5 protein-coding genes and 1 pseudogene are annotated in these 13,559 nt (G+C 73.7%); 3 read left to right on the top strand and 3 right to left on the bottom strand.

The features are described from left to right. Nucleotides 1-74: 74 nt before the first annotated feature. On the bottom strand, nucleotides 75-1,364 hold the full coding sequence (locus tag ABD343_RS36490) for an activator-dependent family glycosyltransferase (protein ID WP_344534613.1): 1,290 nt from the start codon (nucleotides 1,362-1,364) through the stop codon (nucleotides 75-77). 267 nt (nucleotides 1,365-1,631) lie between these two features. Between ABD343_RS36490 and ABD343_RS36485 the strand changes: the two genes are divergently transcribed. The 3 genes from ABD343_RS36485 to ABD343_RS36475 are packed head-to-tail and all read left to right on the top strand — an operon-like array spanning nucleotide 1,632 to nucleotide 4,100. Then, nucleotides 1,632-2,579 carry an SAM-dependent methyltransferase gene (locus ABD343_RS36485; RefSeq protein ID WP_344534611.1) on the top strand — a complete coding sequence of 316 codons (948 nt, stop codon included), beginning with the start codon at nucleotides 1,632-1,634 and terminating at the stop codon, nucleotides 2,577-2,579. Then, nucleotides 2,566-3,567 carry an alpha/beta fold hydrolase gene (locus ABD343_RS36480; RefSeq protein WP_344534609.1) on the top strand — a complete coding sequence of 334 codons (1,002 nt, stop codon included), beginning with the start codon at nucleotides 2,566-2,568 and terminating at the stop codon, nucleotides 3,565-3,567. The genes ABD343_RS36485 and ABD343_RS36480 overlap by 14 nt, the downstream gene beginning before the upstream one ends. Further along, nucleotides 3,564-4,100: a flavin reductase family protein gene (locus ABD343_RS36475; protein ID WP_344534607.1), complete on the top strand. Its 537-nt coding sequence runs from the start codon at nucleotides 3,564-3,566 to the stop codon at nucleotides 4,098-4,100. The genes ABD343_RS36480 and ABD343_RS36475 overlap by 4 nt, the downstream gene beginning before the upstream one ends. Before the next feature lie 73 nt (nucleotides 4,101-4,173). Here the strand turns inward: ABD343_RS36475 and ABD343_RS36470 are convergent. Beyond that, nucleotides 4,174-9,105: pseudogene (locus ABD343_RS36470) on the bottom strand (type I polyketide synthase); the annotation flags it as partial. Between the two features lie 173 nt (nucleotides 9,106-9,278). After that, the coding region (locus ABD343_RS36465; protein WP_344534603.1) for an SDR family NAD(P)-dependent oxidoreductase at nucleotides 9,279-13,559 on the bottom strand (4,281 nt) is incomplete at its 5' end.

The following is a 13,559-nucleotide window of genomic DNA, read 5'->3' as shown; positions in this document are numbered from 1 at the left end:
GTCACCGGACGCACGGCAGGGCCCCGACCGCGTCGGCGCGGTCGGGGCCCTGTGCGTGGCGCCGCGGCCCGTTCTCAGGCACGGCGGTACCGCTCGGCCAGCCGTTCCAGCTCCGCCACCAGGCCGTTGGGGGTCGGCTGGGCGAGCACCTCCTTCTGGATCCGCCGGGCGTTGGCCCGGAAGGACGGCTCGTCCAGCAGCCGCACCAGGGCTTCCCGCAGCCGGGCCCCGGTCACCTCCCCGGGCGGCACGGCGATCCCCGTGCCGGTCTGTTCCATCAGCGCGTTCTTGCCCGCCGCGTCCAGCGTGATGGAGACCAGGATCTGCGGCACCCCGTGCAGCATCGCGCTGTTGAAGCTGCCGGGGCCGCCGTGGTTGATCAGCACCGAGCACGAGGGGATGATGGCGTGCAGCGGCACGAAATCCACGATCCGGGTGTTCCCGGGGACCGGGCCGATCTCCTCGTGCAGGTCGGCCGCGACCGTCGCGACGAGCTCGATGTCCAGATCGCCGAGCGCGTCCAGGATCTCCCTCATCCGCTCGACGGGCACCGCCTGTTCCACGGGAAGTTCCCGTCCCGTGATCCCGAAGGTCATCAGGACGCGGGGCGCCGTGGGCGGCTCGTAGAGCCAATCCGGCACCACCGCGGGGCCGTTGTACGGCACATGGCGCAGCGGGACGCATCGCTCGTCGGTCTCCAGCCGGTACGACTCCGGCATCTGGTCGATCGTGAAGTGCCCGGTGACCAGGTCCTCGGAGAACTCGCAGCCGTACTTCTCCAGCCAGCCCGTGTACCAGTCGCGCAGTCCGTCCTCGCGCTTGTCCCGGGGCTGCCGTTCCTTCGCCCACAGGAAGTCGTTCCGCAGCCGACGGCTCAGGTCGAGGGAGAAGAGGATCCTCCCCTGGGCGGCTCCCACCACCTCGGCGGCCACCGCCCCGGCCTGCGACACCGCGTCCCAGAGCACGAGATCGGGCTTCCAGGAACGGCAGTACGCCACCAGGTCGTCGACCATGGTGTCGTTGACGAAACTCGTCCGGGGCGTCACCACGTTCCGGTCGAGCCAGGCGAGGTCTTCCCAGGCGATCCGCTCCCTGCGGTCACCGATCGTGTAGAGAGAGTCGACCGGCCCCGGGGGCGGCTGCCTGAGCGGCTGCTCCTCGGCGGGTATTCTCTCTCCCCGTTCCTGGAGGGTTTCGGAGGAGCCGACCTCGACCGCCGTGAGACCCGCCTGGGTAATTGCCGCCGTGATCGCCGGCTCGCTGGCCGTCCGCACCTCGTGCCCGGCGGTCTGCAATGCCCAGGCCAATGGAACGAAGTTGAAGAGATGCGTCTTCCAGGGAAACGTCACGAACAGCACACGCATATTCCCATACCTCCAGTCCGGCCGTCGGCACGGTGCCGACAAGAGACGGTAGAGAACTGCGATAACGCCCTTCTAAAACGAATGGTCGTGACCAGCTATTCACGACTGGGATTAGACCCGCTTTAGACGAGGGCGTGAGAATGCGACCCAAGCAATGGGGTCGGCGGCGGATCTCCCGGACGCCCGTGAGAGGGCGTCTGCATTTCGACCACCGGGCAGGAGCGCGCGCACATCCCCAGCGATCCATCAGCCCATCGGAAGGTGCAGATGAGCGACCACACGATCACTGAGGGCCCAGCCGGCGGACGTCAGAGCACCCTCGCCAAGATCGCGCACATGTTCCGCGGCACGACAGACCCCGACGCCCGGGTCCGCTCCTTCTACGAAGTGCTCGACAACATTCGCGAGGACGGCTTCTACCGCGAAATCCTCGGCATGGAGAGCACATACATCAACTACGGCTACTGGGCCGACGGGTGCGACGACCCGGACACGGCGTGCGAGGCGCTCGCCGACGAACTCGCGGACGCGGCCGGCATCTCCGAGGGCGACCGGGTGCTCGACGTCGGCTTCGGCTTCGCGGAGCAGGACTTCCACTGGCTCCGGACCCGGAAACCGGAGAAGATCAGCGGCATCAATGTGACCCCCAGCCAGGTCCAGGGGGCGCGGCGCCGTGCGGAGGCGCTGGGAGTGGCCGACAGGCTGGACCTGCGCGTCGGCTCCGCCACGGCCCTGCCCTTCGAGGACGGCTCGTTCGACCGGGTCGTCGCGCTGGAGGCCTCCGCGCACTTCGACACCCGGCAGAAGTTCTTCCGCGAGGCACTGCGGGTGCTGCGCCCCGGCGGCGTCCTCGCGACGACCGACCCGTTGCCCCGCCAGGGCACCGTGCCGAAGGGCGGACTGATGGGGCGGCTCGACGAATCGCGCCGCAAGCGCGTCATCCCCGACGCCAACTGGTACCCCCGCCCGGTCTACGAGGACCAGCTCCGCCAGGCCGGATACACGCAGATCCAGGTCCGGGACATCACCGACAGCGTGCTCATCCCCAACGCCGAGCACATACGCGCCCGCTGCACCCGGCTGCTCCGCGACCCCCGCTTCTCCTCCTTCAAGCAGCGGAACGGCATCAAGTGGCACCTCAAGGTCACCGAACTGCGGGCCGCGTCGCGCGACTACGTCATCTCGGCCGCGTGGAAACCCCATGACCGCGTCTGAGACGGCGGGGCGCCATTCCCCGGGGGCCGGCACGACGACGGGCGTCCAGCAGCCCGGGCACCCGCCGGAACCCGAGGACCTCTACGTGCCGATCAAGGGCGGCACGACCATTCACGTCCGGCATCACCCCGGAGCGGAGGAGCGGCCCTTCCTGCTGGTGCACGGACTGGCCTCGAACGCGCGATTGTGGGGCGAGGTCGCCGAACGGCTCTCCGCCGCCGGTCACCCGGTCTACGCCGTGAACCTCCGGGGGCACGGCGAGACCGAGGCGCCCGCGAACGGTGCGTACGGAACGGACGCCGCCACCGCTGACGTGGCGGCGGTCTGCTCCGCCCTCGAACTGACCCACGCCTTGGTGGGCGGCCACTCCTGGGGTGCCGACATCGCGCTTTCCCTGGCTGCGGGACATCCCGCGCTGGTGGCGGGCCTGGCCCTGGTGGACGGCGGCTACATGGACGCGACCGTGGTCTACGAGACCTGGGACAACTTCGTCGACCTGCTGGCGGTGGCCGAGCCCGATCTGGCCGGAGCCACCCTCCCGGGCATCCGCAGCTTCCTCGAAGCGGCGCACCCCGACTGGTCCGAGAGCGCCGTCGAGGCGTCCCTGTGCTCCCTGCGGATCGGCCCCGAGGGCACCCTGTCCCCCCACCTCTCCCCCGCGCTCAGATCCACCATCATGCGCAGCGTCTGGGACACTCCGCCGAGCCGTCTGCATCCGTACGTCACCCAGCCGGTGCTGCTCATGCCCGCCGTCCCGCACATCGACCAGGAGCGGATGTCGCCCGGTCTCTGCGCTCTCTTCCTGCGGTTCCGCTCGTCGCTGGCCGCCGCCATGGCGAGACTGCCGCGAGCGGCCGTACGCGAGTACCCCGGCGGCGACCACGATCTGCACGCTCAGCATCCCGGCGGAATCGCCGCCGACATGCTCGACCTGGCGCGCGCGGTTCTGCGCGGAACTCCGCTGGACGACCGCCGCGAGCCGGAATGACGGCGCCGGGAGCTCAGCGCGCGGGCCCGGGGGCGCCCACCGTGCCCGAACAGGGCGCGTTCCGCGAGGTGATGGGGCACTTCGCGACCGGAGTGGTCGCGGTCACGGGGCTGGCCGGGCACGCGCCCGCCGGACTCGCCGTCAACTCGTTCACGTCGGTTTCCCTGGCCCCGCCCCTCGTCTCGTTCTGTGTCGCCCGCACGAGCAGGACCTGGCCGCGCATCCGCGGCACCGGGCTGGTCTGCGTCAACATCCTCCACGAGGACCAACGGGACATCTCCCGCCGGATGGCCACCAGTGGGGGCGACAAGTTCCGGGGGCTGACGTGGACGGACTCGCCCTCCGGGCTGCCGCTCATCGACGGGGTGATCGGCTGGCTGGAGTGTGCCGTGGACGACGAGCACCCGGCGGGTGACCACGCGATCGTCGTCGCCCGCGTACGGCACATGGAAGCGCGGGGAGCGGACCGTCCTCTCGTCTTCTACCGGGGCGGATACAGCCGCCTCACGGCCCTCCCGGACAAGAAGAGCTGAGGCGACAAAGGGCACACACGCACGCGGAGGAAGAGAAGGTGGCCGGCCCCGTCGGGGTCGGCCACCTTCCTCGTCAGGCCCCGAATTCCCGGTCCAGGAGCGCGAACATGTCGTCGGCCGTGGCCGCCGCGAGGTCCTCCTCGGCGGCGTCCGGCGCCTCCGCCGGGGGCTCGTCGTGACCCGGGGCCTCGTGGCGCCAGAGCAGCGCGCGGAGCCGGTTGACGAGGGCGGTGCGGCGGGGGCCGTCCGGGGGCAGCGCGGCGAGCGTGCCCTCCAGTGCCGTGAGGTGGTCGGCGCCGGTGCCGTCCGGGCCCTCCGGGCCGTCCTCGGGGAGGACGCCGGTCAGCAGGTGGCCGGCGAGGGCCGCGGGCGTCGGGTGGTCGAAGGCCACCGTGGCGGGCAGGGCGACACCGGTCGCGGCGCGCAGCCGGTTGCGCAGCTCGACGGCCGCGATGGAGTCGAAGCCCAGCTCCTTGAACGGCCGGTCGGGGCCCACCTGTTCGGCCGACCGGTAGCGCAGGACGGCGGCCACATGCGTACGGACGAGGGCGAGCAGCCGTCCGGCGCGCTCGGGCGCGGGGAGGGCCGCCACCTCGCGGCGCAGCGCCGCCGCCTGGTCGTCGGGCGCACTCGTCCCGTCCGTCGCGGGATCCGGGTGCCCGGCGCCGCGGCCTATGCGCCGGGCCTCCGGGATCTCGTCGAACAACGTGGTGGGGCGGGCCAGGGTGAGCAGCGGCAGGAACGCGTCCCACTCGATGTCGGCGACGACCGCCCTGGGGGCGCCCTGTTCCAGGAGGCGGCGCAGCGCGGTGACCGCCAGCCGGGGTTCGAGGGGCGGGAGGCCCTGGCGGCGGGCGGCCGTGCCGTGTGCGCCCGTGCTCTCGGGCAGGTCCCACAGCGCCCACGCGACCGACACGGCGTGGCCGCCGTCGGCCCGGCGCCGCTGGGCCAGCGCGTCCATGTACGCATGCGCGGCGGCGTACGCGCCGTGGTCCCTGCTGCCCCAGACCGAGGCGACGGAGGTGAAGTAGACGACCGTGCCGTCCGGATGCGCGCCGCACAGCTCGTCCAGGTACGGCGCGGCGCTGGTCTGCCCCGCGTGTACCGTGTCGGCCAGCCGCTCCGGCGTCAGCTCCGCCAGGGGCGCCAGCTCGCCGGACGCCGAGGTGTGGAAGACCGTGCCCACCGGCGCGCCCGTCGCCGCCAGCCGCTCGGCGAGGGCCGTCACATCGGCGTGGTCGGCCGGGTCGCAGCCGTCGACGACCAACTCCGCGCCCTGGTCGGCCAGCTCGTCCACGAGGGACTTCGCGCCGGGCGCCGTCTCCCCCTCGGGGTCCAGCAGCACGACGCGCTCCGCGCCTCCCTCGGCCAGCCAGCGCGCCAGATGCGGGGTCAGGCCGCCGAGCCCGCCCGTGATCAGGACCGTGCCGCTCGGCGCCCACTCGGCGTCGCCGACGGCCCCGGCGCCCGGCGCGGGCACGAGGCGGCGCGCGAAGCCGCCGGAGGCGCGCAGCGCCACCTGGTCGTCGGGCCCGGACAGCGCTGCGCGCAGCAGACCCCCGTCCAGCCCGCGCGGCACCGACGGCAGATCGACGAGCCCGCCCCACGCCTCCGGGTGCTCCAGCGCCGCCACCCGGCCGAGCCCCCACAACTGCGCCTGCTCCGGCGAGTCCAGCCGTTCGGCGTCCTCGACGGCGACCGCGCCCCGGCTCGCGCACCACAGCGGCGCCCGTACGCCGGAGTCCACCAGGGCCTGGAGCAGCGTGAGCGTCTCCCCGAGCCCGCGCGCCACGCCCGGCAGGGGCCCCCGCTCGTCCAGGGCCAGCAGCGACAGCACGCCGGACAGCGGCGACTCGCGGTCGTACTCCCGGAGCAGCGCGGCCAGTTCCTCCCGGCCCGAGTCGGCCTCGGCGGCGTCGGTGTCGATCTCGACGGTACGGACGTGGTCGCCCAGCGCCTCGGCGCACACATCGAGCCAGTCCTCCGCGCCGCCCGCGGGGCGCACGAGGAGCCAGCGGCCGGTACGCGCGTCACCGCGCGGCACGGTGAACCGCGACCACCGCACCTCGTAACGCCAGGAATCCACGGCCGAACGCTCCCGCAGCCGCCGACGCCAGCCGGAGAACGCCGGAAGCAGCGCCCCCAGCGACGCGCTCGCGTCCTCGTCCCCGGACAGCCTCAACTCCCCGGAGACCGCGTCCAGATCGCCGTCCTCGACCGCGCCCCAGAACCGCGCCTCCTCCTCGGAGACCGTGCCCTTCCGCCCGGCCTCCTCCCCCGCGTCGAACGACGCCACGTCGTCCAGCCAGTAGCGCTCGCGCTGGAAGGGGTAGGTCGGCAGCTCGACCACTGGCTGCTCGTCCAGCCACGTCGTCCAGTCGACAGGGGCCCCGGCCACATAGGCCTGCGCCAGGGCATAGGCCACCTGGTCACTACCGCCCTCATCACGACGAAGGGTCGGGACGGTGACGGCCACCTCGACGCCCGCCTGCTCGAAAGTCTCCTGCATGCCCAAGGTCAGCACCGGGTGCGGACTCGCCTCGATGAAGACCCGATGCCCCGCGTCGAGGAGAGCCCGGACGGTATCGGCGAAACGGACCGGGCGGCGCAGGTTCGTGATCCAGTAACCGGTGTCCAGACCGGTGGTCTCGATACGGGCACCGGTCACCGTCGAATAGAACGCAACGGGCGCCCGAACCGGCTCGACACCGGCCAGCACCTCGCCCAGCTCCCCGGTGATCTCATCCACCTGAGGACCGTGCGAGGCATAATCCACCTCCACCAACCGAGCCCGCTCACCCGCTCCCTTCACCACCTCCACGACAGCAGCAACCGCCTCCGGCGGACCCGACACCACCGTGGACGAAGGCCCGTTGACGCCCGCCACCCCCACCTCCGGGTGCGAGGCAAGCAACTCCTCGGCCCGCTCCCGGCCGATACCGAGCGAGGCCATCGCCCCACCACCGGCCAACCGACGCAACGCACGAGAACGCAACGCCACCACCCGCGCACCATCCTCCAACGACAGCGCCCCGGCCACACACGCGGCGGCGATCTCCCCCTGACTATGCCCAACCACAGCAGCCGGCGTGACCCCGTGCTCGGCCCACACCGCCGCCAGCGAGACCATCACCGCCCACAACACCGGCTGGATGACATCCACCCGCTCCAGCCCGGCACCATCACCCCGCAACACCCCGCCCAACGACCAGTCCACATGCGGCGCCAGAGCACGCTCACACTCCGCGATCCGCCCCGCGAACACAGGCGACGAATCCAGCAGCTCAACCCCCATCCCCACCCACTGCGACCCCTGACCCGGAAACACCAACACCGGACCAGCACCCTCACCCACCACCGACCCCCGCACCACACCCGGATGCGGCTCACCGGCCGCCAGCGCGCGCAACCCCGCACCCAGCCCCTCCCGGCCCTCCCCCAGCACCACCGCACGCTGCGCGAAGACAGACCTGGTCGTCAGCAGGGACCAGCCCACCTCACCCGGCGAACCAGCAACCCCCACAAGCTCGCCGGCCAACTCCCGCAACGCCCCCGCACTCCGCGCCGACAACACCCACGGCACGAGGCCGTGCGCCGTGTCGGCGGGGGTCGTCTCCTCCGGCCCGGGGGCTTCCTCGACGATCAGGTGGGCGTTGGTCCCGGAGATGCCGAACGAGGAGATGCCGGCGCGGCGCGGGCGTTCGCCGTCCGGCCAGTCCTCCTGGTCACGCAGCAGCCGTACCGCGCCGGACTCCCAGTCCACGTGGGGGGACGGCTCGTCCAGGTGGAGGGTGGCGGGCAGCAGGCCGTGCCGCATGGCCTGCACCATCTTGATGACACCGGCGACGCCCGCGGCCGCCTGGGTGTGGCCGATGTTGGACTTGACGGACCCCAGCCGGAGCGGCTGTGGCCGGTCGTCCGCCTGGCCGTATGTCGCCAGGAGGGCCATGGCCTCGATGGGGTCGCCCAGGGTCGTGCCCGTGCCGTGGCCTTCCACGGCGTCCACCTGGTCGGGGGTGAGTCGGGAGTTCGTCAGGGCGGCGCGGATGACGCGTTCCTGCGCGGCGTCGTTGGGGGCGGTCAGGCCGTTGGACGCGCCGTCCTGGTTGACCGCCGAGCCCCGTACGAGCGCCAGTACGCGGTGGCCGTTGCGGCGGGCGTCGGACAGCCGTTCCAGCAGGACGAGACCCACGCCCTCGGAGAAGCCCGTGCCGTCGGCGGTCGCCGCATAGGACTTGCAGCGGCCGTCGGGCGCGAGGCCGCGCTGCCGGGAGAACTCGGCGAAGGCGGTGGGCGTCGTCAGCGCCGTGACGCCGCCCGCGAGGGCGAGCGCGCAGTCGCCCTGGCGCAGGGCCTGTGCCGCCAGGTGGACGGCGACGAGGGAGGACGAGCAGGCGGTGTCCACGGTCACGGCCGGGCCCTCGAACCCGTAGGTGTATGCCACCCGGCCGGAGACGACGCTCGTGAGGGTGCCGGTCGTGGCGTAGCCCTCGAAGCCCTCGGGGACGTGCGGCATCCGCGTCATGTAGTCACGGCTGGAGACCCCGGCGTAGACGCCCGTCCGGGTGCCCCGCAACGTGCCCGGATCGATCCCGGCCCGCTCCAGCAGCTCCCACGACACCTCCAGCAGCAACCGCTGCTGCGGATCCATCGCCAGCGCCTCGCGCGGACTGATCCCGAAGAACTCCGCGTCGAACCGGTCGGCGTCGTGCAGGAAACCGCCGTCGCGTACGTAACTGGTGCCGGGGTGGTCGGGGTCGGGGTGGTAGAGGCCGTCGAGGTCCCAGCCGCGGTCCTGGGGGAACGGTGTGATGGCGTCGCGGCCCTCGGCGACGAGGTCCCACAGGTCCTCCGGCGAGCGGACGCCGCCCGGGTAGCGGCAGGCCATGCCGACGATCGCCACCGGCTCTCGGTGCCGGTCCTCGGCCTCGCGCAGGCGCTCGCGCGTCGTGGCGAGGTCGGCCGCCGCCTTCCTCAGGTACTGGCGGAGCTTGTCCTCGGCCGCCGGAGCGGCGGTCTCCGTCGCTGTGGTCTCCGTCGCTGTGGTCTCCGTCGCTGTGGTCTCCGGAGCGGCGGCTTCCGAAGGTGTGGTCCCCGGCACTTCGGTCCCCGGTACGTCGGTCCCCGGCATCGTTCGGTCCACGCTCCTCATCAGGACGACACTTCCCTGTCACTCGGTCATTCGGCTCGGTCGATCAGCTCGAACAGTTCGTCGTCCGAGGCGGTCTCCAGTCCCGCGCCCCTCACGGCCCCCGCGCCGTTCCCGTCCGGGTGGCTGTCGGCCGCGTCCGGCTGGCCGAGCCGGCCGGGCCGGTCGTCCAGGCGCCACACGAGGGTCTCCAGCCGGCGCAGCAGCCGTTCGCGCTCCTCCTCGTCCGGGGCCTGGCGCGTCATGACGCGCTCCAGCCGCTCCAGTTCGGCGAAGACCGGGTGCTCGTGCGCGGGGGCGGCCGCGGCGTCGGCGGCGGGGGCGAGTTCGTCGTACAGATACGTGGCGACGGCCGTCGGCGTCGGGTGACGGAAGACGAACGTGGCGGGCAGCCGCAGTCCGCTCACCGCGGCGAGCCTGTTGCGGAGTTCGACGGCGGTCAGCGAGTCGAAGCCGACGTCCTTGAACGCGGTGTCGGGGCCGATCGCCTCGGCCCCGGCGTGGCCGAGCACCGTCGCGGCGTGCGTGCGCACGAGGTCGAGGAGGACGCGCCGCCGCTCGTCCTCGGGCAGGCCCGCCAGCCTGCCGCCCAGGTCGGCGCCCGCGAGGCTGTCGCCCGAAGCGGCGGCCGTACGGCGCGCGGCGCCGATGCCCGCTCCGGTTCCTGCCCCGGCTCCCGCCCCGGGACCGGCACCGGCCCCGGCGGTGAGCGCGCGGAGCAGCGGCGGCGGTCCTTCGGCGGAACGGGCGGCGAGCGTACGGGCGTCGAGGTTCAGCCCCAGCAGGTGCGGGGCCCCGTGCCCGTGGCCCGCGTCGAAGAGGCGCAAGCCGTGCTCGGTGCTCAGCGCGCCGAGGCCCGTACGCGCCATGCGGGCCAGGTCGGCGGCGGTGAGCTGCCCGGTCATGCCGCTGGCCTCCGCCCAGAGCCCCCAGCCGAGGGCGACGCCGGGCAGCCCGGCGGCCTGCCGGTGCGCGGCGAGGGCCTCGCAGTAGGCGTTGGCGGCGGCGTAGTTGGCCTGGCCGGGGCTGCCGAGCGTCGCGGCGCTGGAGGAGAAGAGCACGAACAGGCCGAGTGGCAGATGCGCGCTGGCCGTGTGGAGGTGGTGCGCGGCCGCGGCCTTGACCTCCCACACGCGTGCCAACCGCTCGGGCGTCAGCGCCCCGACCAGCCCGTCGTCCAGCACGCCCGCCGCGTGGACGATGCCGGTCAGCGGATGCTCCTGGCCGATCGACGCGATGAGCCCTTCCACCTCGTCCCGCCGGGTGACGTCGGCCGCGACGACGCGCGCCTCGGCGCCCGATTCCGCCAGCCGGTCGACCAGGTCGCGCGCGCCGGGCGCCTCCGGCCCCTGGCGGCTGACCAGGAGCAGGTGCCGTACGCCCCAGGCCGAGGCGAGGTGTTCGGCGACGCGGCTGCCGAGGGTTCCGGTGCCGCCGGTGACGAGCACGGTGCCGTCGGGGTCCGGGCCGTGGGGCACGTCCAGCACGACCTTCCCGATGTGCCGGGCGCGGCCGAGCCAGCGCAGCGCCTCGCGGGCCCGCGTCACGGGCCAGGCCCGTACGGGCGCGGGCCGCAGCGTCCCGGCGGCGAACAGTTCCGCCAGCTCGGCCAGCATCTCCCCGATCCGCTCGGGCCCGCCGTCGGGGATCAGGTCGAACGCGCGGTAGCGCACCCCCGGGTGAGCGGCCTCGACCTCCGCCGCGTCGCGGATGTCGTTCTTGCCCATCTCCAGGAACCGGCCGCCCTCGCGCAGCAGCCGCAGCGAGGCGTCCACGGCCTCGCCGGTGAGGCTGTTCAGAACGACGTCGACCTGCGGGAAAGCGGACGCGAAGTCCAGGTCGCGGGACGAGGCCCGGTGCACGGCGCCGATGCCCATCCCCTCCAGCACGTGGTGCTTGGCGGGACTGGCCGTCGCGTACACCTCCGCGCCCTGGTGCCGCGCGATCTGCACGGCCGCCGTGCCCACGCCGCCCGTCGCCGCGTGCACCAGCACCGATTCGCCCGGCCGCAGCCGCGCGAGATCGACGAGCCCGAACCAGGCGGTCGCGAAGACGACCGGCACCGCCGCGGCCTCGCGCCAGCCCCAGCCCTCGGGGACATGGGTCAGCATCCGCGCGTCGGCCACCGCCTGCGGGCCGAAGGCCCCCTCGAAGAGGCCCATGACCCGGTCGCCGACCGCGTACCCCGCGACCCCCGGCCCGATCTCCGTCACCGTGCCCGCGCCCTCGCTGCCCAGTCCGGTCTGGCCGGGCGCCATGCCCAGACTCACCAGCGCGTCGCGGAAGTTGACGCCCGCCGCGCGTACCGCGATCCGCACCTGCCCCGGCGCGAGCGGCTCCGTCACCTCGGGGCACGCGACCGGCGCCACGTCCTCCAGCGTGGCACCCGTGTCCGAGTCCAGCCGCCACGCGCCGTCCAGCGGCGGAAGCGCCCGCCCCCGCGCGCGGACGAGACGCGGCACGAGCACCCGTTCGTCGCGCACGGCGACCTGGGGCTCGCCCGCCGCCAGCGCCCGGCGGACCGCCGTGGCGGCGGCGTCGCCGGTCACCTCGTGCCCGGGCCCGAGGTCGAGCAGGAGCAGCCGGTCCGGCTCCTCGGACTGCGCGCTACGGGCCAGGCCCCACACGGCGGCCCCGGCGGCGTCCAGCTCCGCCCCGTCGTCGGCGTCGTCCGCCACGACCGCGCGCCTGGTCACCAGCACCAGCCGGGAAGCGGCCAGCCTCGGCTCCGCCAGCCAGCCCTGGACGAGCGCCAGCGCGTCCGTGCCCGCGCGGAACGCGTCGCCGGGCGACCCGCTTTCGCCCGGGGCAGGGGTTGCGGTGCAGTCGGCCAGCACGACGGGCGGTACGACGGCACCGCCGTCGAGGGCGGCCGTGAGCGCGGCGAGGTCGGCGTACGGGCCGGTGCCCAGCGTGACCCATTCGTCGGTCCCGGTTGTGTCTGCCGTCTCCGTCGCGGGGATCGGGGTCCATTCCGTACGGAAGAGGCCGTCGACGTCGTCCTGTTCGTGGGCCGCGCGGAGCTGCGCGGGGTCCGCGGCACGCAGGACGACGGACTCGCATGTGAGCACGGGCGCGCCGACCGCGTCGGCGACGGTCACCCGCACGGTGCGTTCGCCCTGCCCCTCGGCGTCCGACGCCTCGGGCGTCACCCGTACGCGTACGGTCGTCGCGCCGGTCGCCCACAGCGAGACGCCGCTCCACGCGAACGGCAGCCACACCCGTTCCCCGCGCTGCTCGTCGTCGGTCCCGCCCATGAGAAGGGCGGTCTGGAGGGCGGCGTCGAGGAGGGCCGGGTGCATGCCGTAGCCCGTCGGTTCCCCTGCGGCCTCCGGCAGTTCGACCTCGGCCAGCAGGTCGGCGCCATCGCGCCAGGCGGCGCGCAGGCCCTGGAACGCGGGACCGTAGCCGTAACCGCCCGCGGCGGCCCCGGCGTAGAAGTCCGTGACGTCGAACGGCTCCGCGCCCGGCGGCGGCCACGTTCCTGCCAGCTCGTCACCCGGCTCGTCGGCGGCGGCGGCCGGGCCGAGCAGACCCCGCGCGTGGCACGTCCACGGGCGGGTGGCGGCCGACGCCGGGTCGTCGTCCTCGGGACGCGCGTGCACTGCCACCTCGCAACGCCCGTCGTCCCCGACGGCCCCGACCGCGACCTGGACGCGTACGCCGCCGGCGTCCGGAACGGCGAGCGGCGCGTGCAGCGCCAGCTCGTCCACGCGCCCGCAACCGGCCTCGTCCGCCGCCCGCAACGCCCACTCCACCAGCGCCGCGCCCGGCACCAGCACGCCGTCCAGCACCCGGTGATCCGCCAACCACGGCTGCGTCCGCCGCGCGAGCCTGCCCGTGAGCAGCCGGGCGTCGGAATCCGCGAGCTGTGTGGTGGCCCCCAGCACCGGATGCCCGGCGGCCACGAGACCGAGCCCGGCGGGGTCCTGGGACGCGCCGGAACTGCCGTTCAGCCAGTAGCGCTTGTGCTGGAAGGGGTAGGTCGGCAGCTCGACCACTGGCTGCTCGTCCAGCCACGTCGTCCAGTCGACAGGAACCCCGGCCACATACGCCTGCGCCAGGGCATAGGCCACCTGGCCACTACCGCCCTCATCACGACGAAGGGTCGGGACGGTGACAGCCACCTCGACGCCCGCCTGCTCGAAAGTCTCCTGCATACCCAAGGTCAGCACCGGGTGCGGGCTCGCCTCGATGAAGACCCGATGCCCCGCGTCGAGGAGGGCCCGGACGGTGTCGGCGAAGCGGACGGGGCGGCGCAGGTTCGTGATCCAGTAACCGGTGTCCAGACCGGTGGTCTCGATACGGGC

The sequence above is a fragment of the Streptomyces albiaxialis genome (assembly GCF_039530985.1).
In the GTDB taxonomy this organism is placed as follows: domain Bacteria; phylum Actinomycetota; class Actinomycetes; order Streptomycetales; family Streptomycetaceae; genus Streptomyces; species Streptomyces albiaxialis.
The sequence above is the reverse complement of the archived record's forward strand: the minus strand, read 5'-3'. Positions and strand labels throughout refer to the sequence as shown.

Coding starts and splice junctions, on each gene's coding strand:
- ABD343_RS36485 (WP_344534611.1), top strand. CDS start 1,632: ATGAGCGACCACACGATCACTGAGGGCCCAGCCGGCGGACGTCAGAGC.
- ABD343_RS36475 (WP_344534607.1), top strand. CDS start 3,564: ATGACGGCGCCGGGAGCTCAGCGCGCGGGCCCGGGGGCGCCCACCGTG.
- ABD343_RS36490 (WP_344534613.1), bottom strand. CDS start 1,364: ATGCGTGTGCTGTTCGTGACGTTTCCCTGGAAGACGCATCTCTTCAAC.
- ABD343_RS36480 (WP_344534609.1), top strand. CDS start 2,566: ATGACCGCGTCTGAGACGGCGGGGCGCCATTCCCCGGGGGCCGGCACG.